The 19,545-nt window shown below is 61.9% G+C and carries 16 protein-coding genes; 2 read left to right on the top strand and 14 right to left on the bottom strand.

Annotated features, from left to right (window positions below):
- Positions 1–30: 30 nt before the first annotated feature.
- From AACY30_RS13660 to AACY30_RS13635, 6 genes are all read right to left on the bottom strand, one after another.
- On the bottom strand, positions 31–987 hold the full coding sequence (locus tag AACY30_RS13660; RefSeq protein ID WP_339469283.1) for a glycosyltransferase: 957 nt from the start codon (positions 985–987) through the stop codon (positions 31–33).
- Positions 987–2,372 (bottom strand): PIG-L deacetylase family protein, encoded by a 1,386-nt coding sequence (locus tag AACY30_RS13655; RefSeq protein ID WP_339540483.1) that lies wholly within the window; start codon positions 2,370–2,372, stop codon positions 987–989. The genes AACY30_RS13660 and AACY30_RS13655 overlap by 1 nt, the downstream gene beginning before the upstream one ends.
- Complete coding sequence (locus AACY30_RS13650; RefSeq protein WP_339540482.1) at positions 2,369–3,265, bottom strand: antimicrobial resistance protein Mig-14; 897 nt, start codon at positions 3,263–3,265, stop codon at positions 2,369–2,371. Before AACY30_RS13650 ends, AACY30_RS13655 begins: the two co-directional genes overlap by 4 nt.
- Positions 3,265–4,395 carry a glycosyltransferase gene (locus AACY30_RS13645; protein ID WP_339540481.1) on the bottom strand — a complete coding sequence of 377 codons (1,131 nt, stop codon included), beginning with the start codon at positions 4,393–4,395 and terminating at the stop codon, positions 3,265–3,267. The genes AACY30_RS13650 and AACY30_RS13645 overlap by 1 nt, the downstream gene beginning before the upstream one ends.
- Positions 4,379–6,136: a carbamoyltransferase family protein gene (locus tag AACY30_RS13640; RefSeq protein WP_065875259.1), complete on the bottom strand. Its 1,758-nt coding sequence runs from the start codon at positions 6,134–6,136 to the stop codon at positions 4,379–4,381. The genes AACY30_RS13645 and AACY30_RS13640 overlap by 17 nt, the downstream gene beginning before the upstream one ends.
- A gap of 142 nt (positions 6,137–6,278) precedes the next feature.
- Positions 6,279–6,635 (bottom strand): YceK/YidQ family lipoprotein, encoded by a 357-nt coding sequence (locus AACY30_RS13635; RefSeq protein WP_339540480.1) that lies wholly within the window; start codon positions 6,633–6,635, stop codon positions 6,279–6,281.
- 198 nt (positions 6,636–6,833) lie between these two features.
- Between AACY30_RS13635 and AACY30_RS13630 the strand changes: the two genes are divergently transcribed.
- Together AACY30_RS13630 and AACY30_RS13625 are read left to right on the top strand one after the other, a co-directional pair.
- Entirely contained in the window at positions 6,834–8,936 is a 2,103-nt protein-coding gene (locus AACY30_RS13630) for a TonB-dependent receptor family protein (protein ID WP_339540479.1), read from the top strand.
- Positions 8,937–9,055: 119 nt separating this feature from the next.
- Positions 9,056–9,322, top strand: a complete 267-nt coding sequence (locus tag AACY30_RS13625; protein ID WP_339469273.1) for a hypothetical protein — start codon at positions 9,056–9,058, stop codon at positions 9,320–9,322.
- A gap of 7 nt (positions 9,323–9,329) precedes the next feature.
- Here the strand turns inward: AACY30_RS13625 and AACY30_RS13620 are convergent, their stop codons facing one another.
- From AACY30_RS13620 to glnE, 8 genes are all read right to left on the bottom strand, one after another.
- Complete coding sequence (locus AACY30_RS13620) at positions 9,330–10,775, bottom strand: lipopolysaccharide kinase InaA family protein (RefSeq protein ID WP_339540478.1); 1,446 nt, start codon at positions 10,773–10,775, stop codon at positions 9,330–9,332.
- The gene (locus AACY30_RS13615) at positions 10,775–11,527 is read right to left on the bottom strand and encodes a lipopolysaccharide kinase InaA family protein (protein WP_339469271.1); all 753 of its coding nucleotides are present in this window, start codon (positions 11,525–11,527) and stop codon (positions 10,775–10,777) included. The genes AACY30_RS13620 and AACY30_RS13615 overlap by 1 nt, the downstream gene beginning before the upstream one ends.
- The gene (locus AACY30_RS13610; protein ID WP_339540477.1) at positions 11,524–12,258 is read right to left on the bottom strand and encodes a lipopolysaccharide kinase InaA family protein; all 735 of its coding nucleotides are present in this window, start codon (positions 12,256–12,258) and stop codon (positions 11,524–11,526) included. Before AACY30_RS13610 ends, AACY30_RS13615 begins: the two co-directional genes overlap by 4 nt.
- A complete protein-coding gene (gene rfaP, locus AACY30_RS13605) occupies positions 12,258–13,064 on the bottom strand; it encodes a lipopolysaccharide core heptose(I) kinase RfaP (protein WP_339415603.1) in 807 nt (268 codons plus the stop codon). The genes AACY30_RS13610 and rfaP overlap by 1 nt, the downstream gene beginning before the upstream one ends.
- The gene (locus tag AACY30_RS13600; RefSeq protein ID WP_339540476.1) at positions 13,061–14,185 is read right to left on the bottom strand and encodes a glycosyltransferase family 4 protein; all 1,125 of its coding nucleotides are present in this window, start codon (positions 14,183–14,185) and stop codon (positions 13,061–13,063) included. Before AACY30_RS13600 ends, rfaP begins: the two co-directional genes overlap by 4 nt.
- Entirely contained in the window at positions 14,185–15,246 is a 1,062-nt protein-coding gene (gene waaC / locus AACY30_RS13595; protein ID WP_339540475.1) for a lipopolysaccharide heptosyltransferase I, read from the bottom strand. Before waaC ends, AACY30_RS13600 begins: the two co-directional genes overlap by 1 nt.
- A 1-nt stretch (position 15,247) precedes the next feature.
- On the bottom strand, positions 15,248–16,282 hold the full coding sequence (waaF, locus tag AACY30_RS13590; protein WP_339469265.1) for a lipopolysaccharide heptosyltransferase II: 1,035 nt from the start codon (positions 16,280–16,282) through the stop codon (positions 15,248–15,250).
- A 220-nt stretch (positions 16,283–16,502) separates the two neighbouring features.
- Entirely contained in the window at positions 16,503–19,442 is a 2,940-nt protein-coding gene (gene glnE, locus AACY30_RS13585; protein ID WP_339540474.1) for a bifunctional [glutamate--ammonia ligase]-adenylyl-L-tyrosine phosphorylase/[glutamate--ammonia-ligase] adenylyltransferase, read from the bottom strand.
- Positions 19,443–19,545 lie beyond the last annotated feature (103 nt).

Below are 19,545 nucleotides of genomic sequence, written 5' to 3'. Positions count from 1 at the left end.
GCCACTATTTGCGGCCATATCTGACCGATATTAAACGCCCACCTTCAGACGCAACCTTTCCAGCACATTCAATGGCGCACGAGGCCGCAAGGGCGGCTCGAGGACTTCGACAATACGCTGGCCGATACGGGCGAAACCGAACTGGCCGACGGCCAAGTCCTGCCCACTGCGCGCGATGTCTGCCGCCAACTGCGGGTTGGCCCGCAGCACGGCCAGTTTTTCCTGCAACTGCGGGATGTCCTTGTAGAACACCACATTGACCATGTCTTCGAACCCGAGGGCCGCGTTTTCCTCGGCTCCCTGATCGAAGGCCAGCAACACGCAACCACAGGCCATGGCTTCGAAGTTCTTGATCATGTACTCGCCCATGCCCACATCGGCACTGACGAAAAAACGAATCCGGTTGAGGGTCGCGCAGTATTCCTCACCCGATTTGGTGCGCGTCACCACCAAAGGTTCAACCCGCGCCAGTTCATCGAGCAGAGCCTTGCGACCACTATAGGCCACGCTGTTGGTACTACCGACAAACGCCAGTTCGATATCTCGTTCACGATCCTGGGGCTGTAGCAGTGCCTGGTCATAGCCCTTGGGCACGAACACCGCATCGAAACCTTCGGCGCGCAGGCGCTCGGTCACCATGTAGCCTGAACTGATCACGCGAACCCACGGCAAGCGACGGTAGTGGGCGCTGAATTTGCCGGTGTACTTGCAGGGAATGTAGTTCTGGTAAGCGTCGTGCTCGAGGATCACCAGGTTTGGGATCGTACGGATAAACCCGGCCTGGCGGATTTCCTGCTTGAAGCGCAGGAAGAACACAATACGGTCGTAACGGGTCACGTCGACTTCGCGCCGAAAGTAACCGCGCAGGTTGCGCTGCTCATCGCTGCTCAACCAGCGGATATCACATTCGCAGTGCTCGGCCACACCTTCGTACAAGCGGTCGAGGATGGCGCGCTGCTCTTTCTGCACCAGAAACAAGACTTTCATTACTTATCCTTTCCCAAACGCCAGAACAACTCATGCCGTCGTACGGCCTTACGGAAAAATTCGTTCTCACCGTAGGGCGATTTCGCGCGACCTGCCAACACCCGCTGCAACCAGCGTCGCACACAGCGCTTGAACGGCGGTGCCGGCTGCAAGTCATGCATCATGCCCAGCGCCATGGCCTTATCACGCTGCTGCGCCAACGTCAGCGGCAGGTTGCACGGCAGCAACTCCACGGTCGCGTCGAACAACGGTGGCAACGCAATACCGGCTCCGGCGTCGCCCATTGGCCAACGATCATTGTCATGCAAGTGGTTGGCATAGCCCAGCACAGTGGTCGGCTGCCACTCCAGCCCTTGCAGCGCCTCCATCACGGCTTGCTGCGCACAGACATGGTCTGGATGCGGGTCCAATACCGGATGCGGCAACACGATCACTTCCGGGCGCGCCATTAACAGTACTTGGCGCAGGTCGGCCAACAGATTGTTCCAGGTGGGCAGGCCGTCGCTGTCCGCCGGTAATGGAAAGGGGTTGAACTGACGGAATGGCCGCACGTCCGTCAGCTCTGCCTCGCGGGAGGCGAACGGCAGGTCCGGCGCGGCCTGCATCGCCTGCAACTGCAGGCAGAAATAGCCCAGCTGCACGCAGTGGGCCTGGGGCACTCCCGCCCAGAGCGGCACGGCGATGCTGTCCCAGGCACGCAGGCGGCCTTTGATGCGCGAGGCTTCGACCGCGTCCAGGCCCATCTGCTCATAATGCTCGGCTTCGATTTCACCTGCCGTCAGGGTGACGATCCAGGGATTTTCAGCCTGGCTGTACAGGCCGAAGGCCGCCAATTCAGCATCGTCGGCGTGGGGCGCGATCACCATTACGCGCTGTGCGCGGTAGTCCGGATGGGTCCAGGCCCACAGACGGGGCGTGCCGAGCAATCGGCAATGGCGACCGCGCAACGTTAAGTCGCTCAGCGCCAAACCGCTGAGGTTCAGGTAACGCACACCGTTGACGCCACGCTCAAAGGTTTGCCGATCGTCCACCAGCTCGACGCTCGGGTCAAAAAAACGGCCCAGCCAAGTGCTTTTGACCTTGATCGCCATCACCATCGTCGCGTCCGCGTCTACCGGCTGATCCAGCAGCAAGCGCCCATTTTCCAAGCGCACGCCCGCCAGCTCGGCATCCGCCGCAAACCGGTACTGGTAATCTTCATTCGGCGCGTAGAACAGGTGGTCGGCAAACCACGCTTCATGGGCCACCCAGGCCAGCAGGGCCAACAGCAACGGTAACCACCAGACCACCAGGATGCCGACCAGCAACAGCAGCAACACACCAATGATCAGCGCCGTACGCTTGTTGCGCCGGTGACGTTTGAGCAATTGCTGCTTGCGGGTCATACGCTGAATACCTGCACAGGGTTGCACCAACGGTCCTTGTATTCGCGGTCGGCGCGACCAAAGGAAAAGCGCAGTGGCTTGCCGACTTCGCGTGCCTGCTCCCAGGCGTTCTGGGTATTGAGAAAGCTCAGCACGCTGCCGGGGCTAAAGGCGCGAGTTTCAGGATCGACCCCACCGTTGACGTACTCCACACTGATCCATTGCGGCGACTCGACCCGATACACCAACTGGATTGCGATGGGTGCGTCATTCAGAAAAATCACCGAGCCGATCAACCACTCGCGCATCAGCTCGATCACCTCGGCCATGCGCTCGGCGCCTGTGGCGGTGAAGCCCCAGCGGCGCAGGAACAGGTCACAGTAGATGGACGCCAGCTCCGCACTGGAAAACTCACTGACCGACCGCACCACGCCGCCCGCCTCTTCCAGCAAACGCAGTTCGCGGCGCTGGTTGTAGCGAAACTTCTTCGACAGTTCTTCGGGCGTGCGCGCCATGGCCAACTGCTCGGCCTGGAGCTTGAGGCCGCTGAAACGCCCTTCGTTCAGCGCAGACAGGTAGCGCGCACGCTGCCTCAGCGGCGCCTGCGCGTCGGCGGCGGCCGGCAGGATCAGCTCGGCATTGCCCAGATCGAACAGGCCTTTCTTGCCACTGCGCTTAAGTACATCCTTGGACAGCGCCAGGTCGCGCCCCCAGGTGGCAATGCACGCTTTGAGCTCACCCGCCTGCTCCCAGGCCAAGTAACGCACCGGAATCTGCGCCAACCCGGCCAGGCGTTCGATCACTTGCGGATGCGTCGCGACGCTGCCGCCAAAACGCTGCCAGGCCTCGCTGTATGCAGGCGCATCGACGACGGACCAGCCGCGCTCGCGCCAGCCTTGAAATCGATTGAGCATCAAGCCCTCGCGGTCAGTTCAATGACATGCGGCAGTTGCCAGAAAGTAGCGCGCACCGCCTGATCCGAGAATCGTGCGTGCAGGCGCTCCAGCATTAACTCGGCGCACTGGCGCTGCTGCTGCTGATCCATCGCAGCCAAGTGTCCCAGCCCTTGGGCCAGGTGCTCGCCGTCGCCGAAGGGAAACAGGATACCAACGCCCTCAACCACTTCCCGCGCGCCGCCACAGGCGGTGGCGAGCAAGGGGACGCCGGCCGCCATGGCTTCCAGCAACACCATGCCAAAGGGTTCGTGGTCGGAGCTCAACGCAAACACATCAAACGCACGGAAATAGCGACGCGCCTCCGGCACCTGGCCGAGAAACACAACCTTGTCGGCAATCCCCAGCTCGCGCGCCTGCTCTTTCAGGTCCTGCTCCAGGCGCCCGGTGCCGAGGATCGCCAGACGACTTTCAGCTGGTAACGTTGGCAATGCCAGGGCAAAACCTTTGAGCAGCGTGGCCTGATCCTTGTCCGGGTGCAGGCGGCCGACATTGCCGACCACCCACTCATCCGGCGACAAGCCAAGGGCGTCGCGCGCCTCATCCTTCGAAACCTGCTGGGCCTGCAGGTTTTCGACATCAATGCGGTTGTACAAGGTCTGGATACGCGCCGCCGGCCATTTCGGCAGGCAGCGACGGATGTCATCGCGCACGGCATCGGAGACGCCCAACAAGCTCAGGCGCTGGCGGAAAATCGTTGCAAACAGCCGACGCCCCCGGCGCTGGTAGTCGCCAAAAGCGTGATGCACGCCAATCACCTGCAAGCGCGTGGCGAGCAGCGCGATGTAGATCGGCTTGGCGCGGTGCGCGATGCAGAAACTGAAGTTGCGCGACGCGGCAATCTTGCGCATCTCGGCGATGGCGCCCAGCTTGAGGCCACGGATGGCCTTCGAGCTGTACTCCATGAACAACACTTCATCACTGGCGCAACCGGCCGCCACCTCAGGGTCGGCGACCCCGGTGAGAAACACAGTGGTCACCTTGTAGCCTGACCCTGCGAACAAACTGGCGTACTGCCGCGCGCAATCGAGGAATGGCCCGTCATAGCCGTGGCAGAACTGCAGGACGTGGCGGTCAGCCGAGCGCGTCATAAGGGTCCACGCCATCCTTGACGACCAGGATGTCTTCCATGATCAGGTACTGCAGGTCAGAGCCGAAGAACATGTTCAGCGCGTCGGTCGGCGAGCAGATCATCGCTTCGCCACGACGGTTGAGCGAGGTGTTCAGGGACACGCCGTTGCCGGTGAGCACTTCCAGCTCTTTCATCATGTCGTAGTAGCGCGGGTTGTATTCGCGCTTGAGCACCTGGGCGCGGGAGGTACCATCTTCATGGACCACTTCCGGCACGCGGGTCTTCCACTCTTCGGACACTTCAAAGGTGAAGGTCATGAACGGCGCCGGGTGATCGACCTTGATCATCTGCGGGGCCACGGTGTCGAGCATCGACGGGCAGAAAGGCCTCCAGCGCTCGCGGAACTTGATCTGGTGGTTGATGCGATCCGCCACACCGGTGGCGCTCGGGCAACCGATGATCGAACGACCGCCCAGGGCACGCGGACCAAACTCCATGCGGCCCTGGAACCAGGCCACCGGGTTGCCGTCGACCATGATCTTGGCGATGCGCTGTGGCATGTTCTCGATCTTGCGCCAGTTCGGCTTGCTCTCGTGCTTGGCGCACGCGGCAATCACGTCTTCGTTGCTGTAGGACGGGCCGAGGTAGACGTGTTCCATCTTCTCGACCGGCACACCACGGGCGTGGGACACATATGCCGCCGCACCGACCGCAGTGCCGGCATCGCCCGACGCCGGCTGCACGAACAGCTCTTTGACGTCGTCACGGGCGATGATCTTCTGGTTCAGCTTGACGTTCAGCGCGCAACCGCCGGCGAAGGCCAGTTTGCCGGTGTCCTTGAGGATGTCGCCCAGGTAGTGGTCGATCATCTGCAGGGCCAGTTTCTCGAACAGCGCTTGCATGCTGGCGGCGTAGTGGATGTACGGCTCGTCGGCGATATCGCCTTCGCGCTTTGGGCCCAGCCACTCGATCAGTTTTGGCGAGAAGTAGAAGCCCTTGCCCTTCTCTTTGTAGCGGCGCAGGCCGATGACGTTGGCGTAGTCGGTGTTGATCACCAACTCGCCGTTCTCGAAGGAGGCCAGGCGCGAGAAATCGTACTTGCTGGCATCGCCGTACGGCGCCATGCCCATTACCTTGAACTCACCGTCGAGCATCTCGAAACCGAGGAACTCGGTGATCGCGCCATACAGGCCACCGAGGGAGTCTGGATCGTAGAATTCCTTGATCTTGTGGATCTTGCCGTTTTCGCCGTAGCCGAAGAACGTGGTGGCGTACTCACCTTTACCGTCGATCCCGAGGATCGCGGTTTTCTCCTGGAAACCAGAGCAGTGATAGGCGCTCGAGGCGTGGGCCAGGTGATGTTCAACCGGTTCGATCTTGATTTTCTTAGGATCGAAGCCCAGTTGCTCCAGGCACCAGACGATCTTGTTGCGGTAGCGCTTGTAGCGACGGTTGCCCATCAGGATCGCGTCGAGGGCGCGGTCGGGGGCGTACCAGTAACGCTTGGCGTAGTGCCAGCGCGCCTCGCCGAACAGGCTGATCGGGGCGAACGGGATCGCGACCACGTCAACGTCGGAAGGCTTGATACCGGCCTGTTCCAGGCAGAACTTCGCCGATTCGTAAGGCATGCGGTTCTTTGCATGTTTGTCGCGTACGAAGCGCTCTTCTTCGGCGGCCGCGATCAGCTTGCCGTCGATATACAAGGCTGCGGAAGGATCATGACTAAGGGCGCCGGACAGGCCAAGAATCGTCAATGCCACAGGGGTCTAGCCTCTTTTAGTCTGCATGCAGGCGGGTTACGCCTGAAAAAAGTGTGCCCCCTGCCTGGGCAGGAAACAGCTAAAGGGCGGGATTATAGCTTAAAAGCAGTGGGGAGCTGTTAGCGACAAGCGTCAAGAGGGATCAGCGGAAGATCTCGATGCTGCCGTCCCTATTCTGGCGGTAAATGGTGTAGGGCAGCACCAGGGTGTCCAGCACGCCGGAGGCGACGAACTCCACGGCGAGGATAGGCAACACGCTGCCCCCATGGTCTATCAGGCTCTTGTCCTTAAGGCTCTTGTCAGACGCTGGCTCGCCATTGAGCGTGCAAAACCCGTAGATCACCCCGCTGTAGATGCGCGGCACGTTTTCGCAATGGCTGCGTGAGTCCTTGAGGTTCTGGCTGGTCACGGCGTCGGGTCGGAAGACGGTATTGATGGTGCCGCAACCGGCCAGCGAAAAAGACACCGCAACCCACAAGACTTTCGACGTAATCCTCATGACCCCACCCTTTTGACCCTTCAGCCATTGTTACTGCCAAGGCTGGCCACGCTAACATCACAACGGATGGCGACCCAGGGCGGGAACACCGATTCGCTGCGTAAGACGATTCCTAAATGATAAAACTCGCCTGATTCACTAAACTCGCGCCCCTTTGCGCGTTTACCTCCCATGCGCGCCACGGATTCCGGCTGACTGATGAACACCCTCGCCCGCTTCACCCTGTTGCTGCCAGGCCTGCTCACGCTGAGCAATACGGCACTGGCCGATGACACGCCTTTGGTCCTCGACCCGAGCGTGGTCAGCGGCTCACGCAGCGCCAGCCCGACCTTCGACCTGCCCTACTCGGTGGACGGCATCAACCGTGAACAGATCAGCGACGGTCAACTCGGCATCAATGCCTCCGAAGCCCTCTCCCGCGTGCCCGGCCTGGTGGTGCAGAACCGCCAGAACTATGCTCAGGACTTGCAGATTTCCTCCCGAGGCTTTGGTGCCCGCTCGGCATTCGGCGTGCGCGGCATCAAGCTGATCGCCGACGGCATTCCGGCCAGCACGCCGGACGGCCAGGGCCAGGCTGCCACCTTCAACCTCGACACCGCCGAGCGCATCGAAGTACTGCGTGGGCCGGCAGCCACCCTGTATGGCAGCAATGCCGGCGGGGTGATCCAGATGTTCTCCCGCGACGGCGAAGGCCCGCCGCGCATCGGCGCCGAAACCCTGGTGGGCAGCAACGGCCTGAACAAAAACCACCTGACCGCCGAGGGCGCCACCAACGGAGCAGGCTTCGTGATCGACGCCTCGCGCATGGACACCAACGGCTACCGCGACCACAGCAGCGCGCGACGTGACCAGACCTTTGCCAAGCTCAACTTCCAGCCGGATGACGACAGCAAGCTGGCGCTGATCTACAGCAGCCTGGAGCAGAATGGCACGCAGGACCCGCTAGGGCAGACGTGGTCAGCGTACAAGGCCGATCCACGCTCGGTGAGTGCGAATGCGCTGACGTACAACACGCGCAAAAGTATCGATCATCAGCAATTGGGGATGAATTACGAGCGCTATATCGGCGATGCGACGTTGCAGGTGAATGGGTATACGGGACGGCGGAGTGTGATTCAGTATTTGTCGATTCCTGACAAGTTCGCCAGTGGCGTGAAAAACCCCGCCAATGCTCGCGGCGGTGTGGTGGCTTTCGACCGCAAGTTCTACGGCGGTTCCGTCCACTGGCTGCAACCCATCACCAGCACACCCGGCGACCTGACGCTAATCGCCGGCCTCGACTACGACCGCAGCGAGGATGATCGCCAAGGCTATTCCAACACCGTCAACGGTGTGCACGGAGTCAAAGGCGCACTCGGCCGTGATGAAATCGACACCGCCACCAGCCTCGACCCGTTCGTGCAAGCCAACTGGCTACTGGGGGACTGGACCCTGCAAGCCGGCCTTCGCCACAGCACCATGAAGATGGACGTGGACGACCACTTCCTCAGCGACGGCAACGACAGCGGCAGCAAGACCTACCAGAAAAACACGCCATCGGTCAGCGTCATGTACGCGTTTACGCCTGACTTGCACGGCTACGTGAGCGCCGGCAAAGGTTTTGAAACGCCGACGCAAGCTGAATCCGCCTATTCAAGCAACTCGAACAGCTTCAACTTCGCGCTCAAGCCATCGGTCAGCAAACAGTATGAAGTCGGCTTGAAAGCACGTGTCGGCCAGGACACCCGCATCAACGCTGCCGTGTTCCAAATCACCACCGAAGACGAGTTAGTGGTTCAGCAATCCAGCGGCGGTCGCACGACTTACCAAAACGCCGGCCGCACCCTGCGCCGCGGTTTCGAACTGGGCCTCGAAAGCCAGCTCAGCGAACAGTGGAGCAGCAGCCTCGCCTACACCCGCCTGCAAGCTACTTACGACAGCGACTTCGTCAGCGGCGGCAGCACCGCCGTCGACAAGGGCAACTACCTGCCCGGCGTGCCGCAAACCACGCTGTTCGCCGAACTGAACTGGAAGCCCCGCGACTGGGTCAGCACCGCCATCGAAGGCATTTACCGCAGCAAGGTCTACGTCGAGGACACCAACAGCCAACACGCCGCACCGGCCTACAGCGTGTTCAACTGGCGTGCGCGTTTCGAGCAGAAGGTCGAACACTGGACCTTCCACCAGACCCTGCGCCTGGATAACCTGCTCGACCGCCAGTACGTCGGCTCGGTGATCGTCGGCGATGGCAACAACCGCTACTACGAAGCGGCACCGGGTCGCTCGTGGTATGCGGGTGCGGGCGCGGAGTACCAATTCTGATCAGCGCGCCGCGCACAAAACGCGATGCGGGCGGTCGAAAGGCCCTGATCCCCCTCTAGCCTGCAAGGAACGCTCATGAAACACATCGCGATTATCGTCGCGCTAGGCTGGGGTTCAAGGTGAAGGAGCGCAATCGCACTACCGCCGAAGAGGAGCGCCTGCTGTCCCGCGATTCGACCTGCGTCGTGGAACGCGAACTGGCGGCCAGTACACTCAACTCGGCGCTGAGCGGCAATGCCAAAGCACTCAATTGCACCGCCGCTGGCGATCAATACCACGCCACCAGCACCGTCATGTACCTGGAGGACTACGGGTACTTCTTCGCCAGCCAGGACAATATTCAGAACAAGTTCGACATTCGTACGACGCTGGTCAAGGCTCAGTAACCGGCCTTCAGGCCTCGAGCTGTTTGGGCAGGCGCTGATCAATCAGTTGATACAACGCACTGTCCTGCGGCCAATTACGCATGAACCGCGCGCGGTCCCTGGCAAACGCCGGGGCGAAGCTGGCTTGGGTGCTGTGTTGGCGCATGGCATCCAGGTCGATCAACGACCAGCGATCCTTGTCCCAGAACAGGTTATGCCCCTTGAAGTCGCCATGGCTGATGCGCTCGCGGATCAGCTCGGCGAACAGGCGATCCAGGGCGAGCAATTCGTTTTCCGGCGCGTCACCGTTCTCAACGTAAGGCGCAAAGCGCTCGATGATGTCCGGCCCCGGCAGGAATTCGGTAATCAGGTAAGCGCGACCGCGCAGGCCGAAAAAGCGCTTTTCCAGCACGGCCAGCGGCTTGGGCGTAGCGATACCGAGGAACACCAGGCGATTGCCTTCACGCCAGGAATGCCAGGCACGGCTTGGGCGCCAGAAGCGCTTGAACCAGTGAGCGAAGCTCTTGATGTTGTAACGTTTGATCACCAATGGGCGACCCGCCACTTCGGCCTTGGCCACCGTGGCGGTTCCACCGGTCTTGTACAAGTGGCCCTGCTCGAGCAAGGCATCGGCCTGTTCCAGCACCGGCAGCATCGCGACTTCTTCCTCGCGACGGGTTACACGCAGGGCAAACGGCCCGCGCAGCACACTGAACAGCGTGCATTCGCGACCGACCTTGTTGAGAAAGTCCTTCAGGCGCCAAGCGCTGACCTTGCGCACCTGCTTCTCCAAGGCCTCCAAGGGCAACGCGTGCTCGCCGTTGCCCAGCAGGTAATACACCAGCAGCTCTTCGTTAAACGGCTCGAGATGCTTCGGCAATTGGGCGAAAAACACCCCAAGGTTTTCCAGTACGCGGTTGCGCGACAGGGGCTTGCCCGCCTCTTCCACGCGAATCCCGGCACCATCGATCAAATACAGCTTTCCGTCCCGACGCAGCAAGTTGTCCAGGTGCAGGTCTTCCTGCCACAGGCCTTTGGTGTGCATCAGGGCAATCGCACCCAATGCCTCGGCAAGCACCGCCGTTTGCTCGTCGACCAAGGGCGGCAGGCCTTCGACCGCGTGCCAGGCATCCGCCAAGCTCTCGGCGCCTTCGATAAATTCGAACAACAGCCAACCGCCCTCGCCGTCCTGCAAGCCATCGGCCAGCAACAACGGTGTGGTCAGGCCTTGCTCGGCGAGCAGGCGCACCCCGTTGAGTTCACGCTGAAAGTGCCGCGCCGCCTTGCTGCCCACCAGCAACTTGGCCAGCACCGGACGCCCGCGCCACACCGCTGCGCCTACGTAGCGCTCGCCCGGCAGCACACGCAACAGGCTCAGCAGTTGCAATTGGCCTGGGCCCGCCGCATCGACCAGCTCAATCGTCAGCGGCAGGGTGGGAGTACGGCCGGCGGTTTTCAGCTCGGACAAACGCATCAACGGTTTTCCTTATGGCTACGACGGGCGCCAAGGCGCTGGAACCAAGTGGCGACCAACTCGCTGCCCTCAGGCTGTTCCAGATACGCCGCCAACAGTTGGCAGACCTGCGCATCGGACCATTGTGGTGCGCGACGCAACAACGGCTCCAGATCCTTGACCCGATCACGCCAGCCGAACAGCAGCGGGCGGGTTTTCTCCAGGTCGATCAACTGCGCGGCATAACCGTCACCGGTGGCCCGCAGGAAAATATGCTTGGGGTAGAAACAGCCATGCACCTGGCCGACGCTGTGCAGTCGGCGTGCGAGTTGGCCACAGGCCAGCAGGATCGCACGGTGCTGGGCATCGCTCAGTGAAGGCCACTGCTCCAGCAACGAATCCAGGTCATTCCAGCCGTCCAGGGCGCGGGTCAACAGCATCGCGCGGTGTTCGCCAGCGACTTTGCGCTCCCCGTAGAACGCCGCTTGCAAGGCCGGAATACCGAGCTTGCGGTAACGGCTGATATTGCGGAATTCGCGGGAGAAACTCGGTTCGCCAAAGGGGCGGTGCAGGCTGCGCGTCAGGTAATTGCTCTGGCGCTTGAGGTAGTAACCGTGGCCGTCGAGCTCCAGGCGAAACACGCTGCTCCAGCCGCCGCGACTGGTATTCGGCTCGTCCACCGCATCCAGTTGTTTGGCCCACAGGGCATCGAACGTCGCCAGGCCGTTGCGCTCCAGCAGCGCACGGTCTTCAGCCGCCAGGAAATCACTCATTCACGTCCCTCGAAAAACTTCACCACGTGGCGAATACGCTGCTTGTCCGAAGCACTCAGGTGCCGGCGCTGACGGTACTGCATGTAGAAGCGCAGGCGCTGAGTGGCGGACAGGTGATACTTGGCCACCTTGTCCAGGCAGGCCAGGTCTTTGGTAATACGGTACTTGAGCCAGAAGCCGCGCCAGAAATCGCCGTTGGGGCAATCGATCAGGTACAGGGTGGTCTGGTCGTCGATCAGCAGGTTGCGCCACTTCAAATCGTTATGGGTAAACCGATGATCGTGCAGGGTGCGCGTGTATTCAGCGAGCTGGCGGCTCACCGCGCCGACCCACTTCGGATCGCGCAGGCGTGCATCATTACGCTCGGCCAGCACCGACAGGTCTTCCGTCCTCGGCAACTCGCGGGTGATCATCGCACCACGGTCGTAGGCCAGGCCTTTGCGTTCCAGGCCCCAGGCAACCACGTCGGCAGTGGGAATGCCCCACTTGGCGAAGCGCTTGAGGTTCTGCCATTCGGACTTGACCCGGGGCTTGCCCAGGTAACGCCGCAAGCCTTTGCCGGCGCCGACGTAGCGCTTGACGTAGTAATTGACCCCGCCGCGCTCCACCCGGACCACCTCCGACAGCGGGTCGCGGGTCAGTCGCTCGCCTTGCAGGGCAAAGACGGCTTCGAGGCTTCCAAAATCATCCGCCAGGTGGGAGTAGGCAGGCTCCAGAATCCAGCCCGCCATCAGATTGCATCCCCGTAACGTTGCTTGCGCGCATAGAGCTTGTCGGCCTTGCGCTGCATCAGGCTCAACGACGCCGATTGCTCGGCCAGGATCTGGCGCAGCGGTTGGCGGAAGTAGCCCTTGAGAAAGCGCAGCTTGTCGCGGCGGGTCAGGCCGATTTCCAGCGCTGAGTAGTACAGCGCCGACAGGTCCTTGTCGCGCCAGCGCAGCGGCAGATGGGCCCGCAATTGGGCACGGTGCAGGTCGATCACCGACAGCTTGATCGTGCTGGCATCAATGGGCTTCGAGGTGTCCAGCAGAAAGTGGCACAGGTAGCAGTCGCGGTGATTGACGCCACCTCGGTGCATATCACCGACCATGCGCGCCAGCTCAGCCGTCAGGGCGTGGCGCAACGCAGGCGCAGGCGGCTCGGCCACCCAATTGATCGTCAGGTCTTCCAGGCTGATCGTCGGCGCCAGCTCTTCGGTGATGATGAACGAATGCTGGTCCGCCGGGTTGCTGCCCTTTTCGCCGAACGCCACGCCGGTCATGGTCGGCACACCCAGTGCCTGCAAACGGTGGATGGCGTCCCACTCCAGGCCGGCGCCGAGCACCGGCAACTTGGCGGTGATCAGGTTCTTGAAGATTTCCGCCCAACCAATGCCGCGATGGATTTTCACGAAAAACGGGCGGCCATCGACCTCGGTGCGCAAGGTGCGACGCGCCGCCAGCTCACGGAATACCTGGCCTTGCAGTTTCTCGACTTCGGCAAAGGCATCAAGCCCGGCCCACAACGTCTTGAACGGTTCGGCAAGAATCAATTTCATCGTTTTGGCTCCGCCAGAATCACATCTGCCGCGTGCTGCGGCATGCTGTAGAGGTCGGCCGTCTCGGCGAAGGCCAACCCATTGCGGCTCCAGGCCGCGCGCTGTGCAGTGTCGGTGAGCATCTGGGCCAAATACTGGTTCAGCTGCGTTTGTTCAAACGGCTCATCCAGTACCAGGCCGCTGTCGGCCTCATGGATGTAGTGGGCATAACCACACACCGCCGAGACCAGCACCGGCAGCCCGGCCACCAGGGCTTCGAGCAATACGGTGCCAGTGTTTTCGTTGTACGCCGGGTGGATCAACAGGTCGGCGCCCAGCAGGAAGCGCGGGATATCGCTGCGGCCTTTGAGGAACTGCACGTTATCGCCCAGCCCCAACGTGGCGCTCTGCAACTGGAGTACTTTGGGGTCGTCCTGGCCGATTACAAACAGGCGCGTGCGTTTTTTCAGCTCCGATGGCAAGGCGGCCACGGCCTTGAGGCTGCGGTCGACGCCCTTGGTCTTGAAGCCGGAGCCTATCTGCACCAGCAACAGATCGTCTGCGCCCAGGTTGAATTCCTGGCGGAAACCTTCGCGAATCTCGGCGGCGTTCGGCGGCGCGCGCCGGTCCTGGGCAATGCCCGGCGGCAGCAAGTGGAAGCGTTCCAGCGGGGTGTCGTAATGCTTGATGAACAGCGGCTGCTGCACTTCGGAAATCATCAGGACTTCGGTCTTGGCATCCTTGGCAAACACCGCGCGCTCGTACTCGGCAAAGTGGCGATAACGGCCAAAGCTTTTGTACAGCGAATGGCGCAGGTTTTGCGCCTTGTCTTCAAAGCAGCCGTCGGCGGCGTAGTACACGTCCAGGCCAGGCATTTTGTTGAAACCAATCAGGCGGTCCACTGGGCGCTTGGCCAGGTCGGCCTCCATCCAGGCGCTGAGTTTCTCGTTGCGCCGATGGTTGAAGAACGCCTTGACCGGCGCCACCAGCACTTCGAAACCGGGCGGGATATCGCCTTCCCAGATCAGCGTGTAGACACGAATCTGATGGCCGCGCTGCTGGCATTCCAGGGCGATGCGCATGAAGTCACGCTGCAGGCCGCCGAAGGGGAAATATTTGTACAGAACAAAAGCCAGTTGCATCAGTGCAGCTCCTCAGCCAATAACAACGTGCTCAGTCGGCTTGCCACACGCTCAGGGTTCAGGCGCGTGAAGCACAGGGGCGACTCGCGCGTGATGTCGAACCGACGCAGGTCGTCGGCCGTCGGTTGATAGGTACAGTGCTTTTGCAGGCAGGGCGCGCAGGGGAAGTCGCTGGCCAGGTGAATCTGGCCCTTGCCATAGGCACCCGTGAGGCCAGGGTTGGTCGGGCCGAACAGGGAAATGGTCGGCACGTCCAGCGCAGCAGCCAGGTGACCGAGACCGGTGTCCACCGCCACGCAGGCGCGGGCGCCGGCCAATACGCGGGCGACACCGGCCAGGTTCAGCTTGGGCAGCACTTCGGCGTTTTGCAGGCCCTGGGCCAAGCGTTCGGCGCGGGCTTTTTCGGCGGCGTTGCCCCAGGGCAATTTCACGTCCACACCCAGGCGCCCCATGCGTTCGGCCAGCTCGCGCCAGTAGGTTTCGGGCCAGTGCTTGGTGTCCCATGTGGTGCCGTGCAGCAGCAGGACGAAGGGCTTTTTCGGCGGCAGGCCGAGCAGCTTGTCGACGATCAGGCCATAGTCGCCCAAGCCTTTGGGCAAGTCATAACCCAGCGCCACGGCGAACAGTTGGCGCAAACGCTCCACCGCATGCTGCCCGCGGGCCACGGCCAGGCGCCGGGAGTAGAAGCGTGCTGCGAACGGCTCGCGGGCCGAGTGCTTGTCGAAGCCGGCTACCGGGGCACGTACATAGCGGGTCAGCCAGGCGCTTTTAAGCAGCCCTTGGGCGTCGATCACCAGGTCGTACTTGGTCGACTGGACCTGCTGCTTGAAGCGCCGCCATTCGCCACTTTTGAGGGTCTGCCAGATGTTTTTGCGCCAGCGACGAATTGCCACCGGGATGACCTTGTCGACCGCCGGATGCCAGGTGGGAATCTCGGCGAAGCCTTCTTCCACGACCCAGTCGAATTGAATGCCGGGGATCGCCCGCGCTGCGTCGGTCAGTGCCGGCAACGCGTGGATCACATCGCCCAGGGATGAGGTCTTGATTACCAGTACGCGCAAACTATCGGACCTCGACCACAGAGCCCTGCAACCGCTGCAAGGCTTCGTTCACCGGTTGCGGCAGCAATTGGCGCATGCAGTTGTAGTGACCGAAACGGCAAGTGCGCTCAAAGCACGGACTGCACTCCAGGCCCAGGCGCACGACTTCGACCTTATCGGCCAAAGGCGGGGTGAAACCAGGGGAAGTGGAGCCGTACACCGCCACCAATGGGCGGTTCAGCGCGGCGGCGACGTGCATCAGGCCGGAGTCGTTGGACACCACCGAATCGGCGCAGGACAGCAGGTCGATGGCCTCGGCCAGGGACGTGTCACCACTGAGGTTGACCGACTCTTCGCGCAGGCCGGGAATCAGGCGCTGGCGAATATCTTCACCCACCGGATGATCCTTCTTCGAACCAAACAACCACACCTGCCAACCTTCGCGGATCTTGGCCTCGGCGACCTTGGCGTAGTGTTCCGACGGCCAGCGCTTGGACTCGCCAAACTCGGCCCCTGGGCACAGCGCCAGGACCGGGCGGTCGAGTTGCAGGCCGAACTTGGCCAGGGCGGCGTCGCGGCTGACCGGGTCGATCTGCAGGCTCGGGCGCGGATACGGCTTGGGCAACTCTGCACCCGGCTCATACGCCAGGGCCATGAAACGCTCGATCATCAGCGGGTAGCGGGCTTTGTCCAACCTGCGCACATCATTGAGCAGCACGTAGCGAAACTCGCCGCGCCAGCCGGTGCGTTTGGGGATGCCGGCAAAATACGGCACCAGCGCCGACTTGAGCGAGTTGGGCAACAGGATCGCCTGGTTGTATTCGCCCGCCAGGGATTTACCGATGCGGCGGCGGGTCGCCAACTCCAGGGCACCGTGACCGAGCGGGAAGCTCAAGGCCTTGCGCACCTCGGGCATGCGCTCAAGGATCGGCCGGCTCCACTCAGGGGCGAGCACATCGATCTGGCAGTCTGGGTAGCGCATGCGCAGGCACTGAAACAGTGTCTGCGCCATCACCATGTCACCGACCCAGCTGGGCCCAACGATCAGAATATTCATGTAGTTTCCACAAACGATGCGGGGAGGCTTATGCCTCCCCGCCTCGATAATGACTATAAGACCGGGTTTGTGTGAACACCGGTTTGTGTGGGAGCGGGTTTGCTCGCGAAGGCATCACCGCGGCCCGATAGACAGACCGCAGCGCCTGCTCCGCGAGCAAGCCCGCTCCCACATAAAGCCGGTTTCCACATCAGATCGGCGTCGCTCAATTCATCAAGTTTCAGCTTAACCCCAGTTCTTTCCAGATTCGCATCACCTGGCGCCGCTCGTCGGCGAACTGATCCCCGGCCACCGTACCGGCCTCGTTTTGCAAGGCCTGGCGGTGCGCGGCGGAACGGTAGGCCTTATACACCTCACGCAGCAGGTGGGCATCGGCGGCGGGCATCAAGCCCACCTGCTCCAGGCCTTCCAGAATGCGGATATTGTCGGTATAGCGCAGCAACGATGGATGTTGCGCAGACCATGCCAAAGCCGCGTATTGCACCATAAATTCAATATCGACGATACCTCCGGCGTCCTGCTTGAGGTCGAACGCCGCCGTGGCTTCGAAGGCATTGGCGCCAGTGCCGGCCGCCGTGGTCTTGGTACCCAGGTTGTCACGCATCTTCGCGCGCATCTCGCTGACCTCCTGGCGCAGCTTGGCCAGATCCCGCTCCCGACCCAACACTTTAGCCCGGACCCGTTCGAACCCATGCCCCACATCCTGGCTACCGACCAGCACCCGCGCACGGATCAATGCCTGGTGTTCCCAGGTCCAGGCTTCATTTTGTTGATAGCGATCAAACGCTCCCAGTGAACTGACCAGCAGCCCGGAGGCGCCGGAAGGCCGCAGGCGCATGTCCACTTCATACAGCTGGCCGGAGTTGGTCTGGGTGGTCAGCAGGTGAATGATCCGCTGGCCCAGGCGCGTGAAGAACTGCGCGCCATCAATCGGCTTGGCGCCATCGGTTTCGGCCTGCGGGTCGCCGTCGTGGATAAACACCAGGTCCAAGTCCGAACCATGCCCCAGTTCGATCCCGCCGACTTTCCCGTAACCGACAATAATGAACCCAGGATCGCACAGCGTACCGTCCAACCGCTGCGGCGAGCCGTGGCGCGCGACGGTCTGGCGCCAGGCCAGGGCCAGCACTTGCTCGAGGATGGCCTCGGCGAGCCAGGTCAGGTAGTCGCTGACTTTCATCAGCGGCAAGCTGCCGGCGATTTCAGACGCGGCCACGCGCAGGCGGTGAGCCAACTTGAAGTGACGCAAGGCTTCCATCTGTTGCTCAAGGTCGTCCTCGGGGATGCGCGTCAGGCGCTCGCGCAGCTCAGCCGCAAGCTCCGGCGCCAATGGCGGCTTGAACAAACGGCCTTCGTTAAGCAGTTCATCCAGCAGCAGCGGGAAGCGTGTGATCTGTTCGGCGATCCACGGGCTGGCGGCGCACAGGGTCAACAGGCGACGCAACGCGTCGGGGTTTTCCGTGAGCAGCACCAGATAGGCAGAACGCCGAGCGACCGCTTCCACCAGCGGCAACACACGCTCCAGCACCAGGTCGGGGTTGGCGTGTTCGACAGACTGGGCGAGCAGACGCGGGATAAATGCATCCAGGCGTTCGCGACCCAGGCGCTGCATGGCACGCAGCTGGGGGCTGCTGCGCAGGCCGGCCAACGCTTTGAGCGCCTTGGTCGCGTCAGTGAACCCGCCTTCGGCCAATTGGCGGCAGGCCGCTTCGTCGTCTTGGGATTCTTCCCACAACGGCAACCACTCACCGCCCACTACCAGTTCGCTCTCTTCACCCTCTTCTTCGTCTGGATCGGCAATCACTTGGCGGAAATGCCAATCCACGCGCCCGCGCCAGTACATCAGGCGCTCATGGAACGCGGCCCAGTCGGCGAACCCCAGCATAAAGGCAATGCGCGCCTGATCTTCCGGGTCGTCCGGGAGCATTTGCGTCTGGCGGTCGGCAATCGCCTGGATCGCATGTTCGGTATAACGCAGGAATTCGTAGCCATTGCGCAATTCGGCGATCACCGCCGGCGGCAGGTAACCCTGACCCTCCAGGGTGCCGAGCACCTTGAGCAGCGGCCGCTGTTGCAAGCTGAGGTCGCGGCCGCCATGGATCAGCTGGAAGGCCTGGGCGATAAATTCCACTTCGCGGATACCGCCAGAGCCCAGCTTGATATTCTCGGCCATGCCTTTGCGCCGCACTTCCTGCTGGATCAACTGCTTCATGGTGCGCAGCGCTTCGATGGCGGAGAAGTCCAGATAGCGCCGATAAACGAACGGTCGCAGCATGTCGAGCAGTTGCGCACCCGCCACCTGATCGCCCGCCACCACCCGCGCCTTGATCATGGCGTAGCGTTCCCAGTCACGACCCTGGTCTTGGTAGTACTGCTCCAGCGCATTGAAGCTGAGCACCAACGCGCCCGCGGAACCGTAGGGGCGCAGGCGCATATCGACGCGGAACACAAAGCCGTCAACCGTCATCGGGTCGAGGGCCTTGATCAGTTTTTGACCAAGGCGGATGAAAAATTCCTGGTTGTCCAGGGAGCGTTTAACACCGACGGTTTCGCCGCCTTCGGGATACGCGAAGATCAGGTCGATATCCGACGACAGGTTCAGCTCCACCGCGCCGAGCTTGCCCATGCCGAGGATAACCATGTGCTGCGGCTCGCCGCTGCGCCGGCCGGTAGGCGTGCCGAACTGCGCGCAGTGGCGCTGGTACAGCCACTGGTAGGCCTGGTCGATGCTCGCGTCGGCCATGTCGGAAAGGTCACGGCAGGTTTGCACCAGGCCCGCCTGGCGGGTCAAATCGCGCCAGATGATGCGCACTTGCTGGCGAGTACGCTGGCGACGCAACACACGGCCCAGCTCGTCTTCTGTTTCGGCTTGTTGCACTGCGCCAGCAATTTGCCCGCACAGCTCGCCAGGGGCGAAACCCCGGTCCAGCTCGCCCCAGGCCACCAGCTCGAGCAACATCAAAGGGTCACGAACACTCTGTTCAATGACGAAATCACTGGCGGCGCACACGCGGACGAAATCGGCCCACCGTTGCGGCGTCCACGCAGAAAGTCCATGATCGTCGTCCAGCGCGGCCACGGCGTCACGAAATGACTGCTCGGCCCGCTGGGCTTTTGGCAAGAGAATGGCCGGCAGTTCGGCCAGCATTGGAAGGCTCATGGTCTATCCTTGATCAGCGCGTAAATGGCTTGTTGCTGTGGACGTGATACTGGCGCTACATGAAGGACTGTCGAACAAAGGTTATAAATAGCTGAAAATCTAT

Source organism: Pseudomonas sp. RA_5y_Pfl1_P24 (assembly GCF_963970945.1).
Taxonomy (GTDB): domain Bacteria; phylum Pseudomonadota; class Gammaproteobacteria; order Pseudomonadales; family Pseudomonadaceae; genus Aquipseudomonas; species Aquipseudomonas tritici.
The sequence above is the reverse complement of the archived record's forward strand: the minus strand, read 5'-3'. Positions and strand labels throughout refer to the sequence as shown.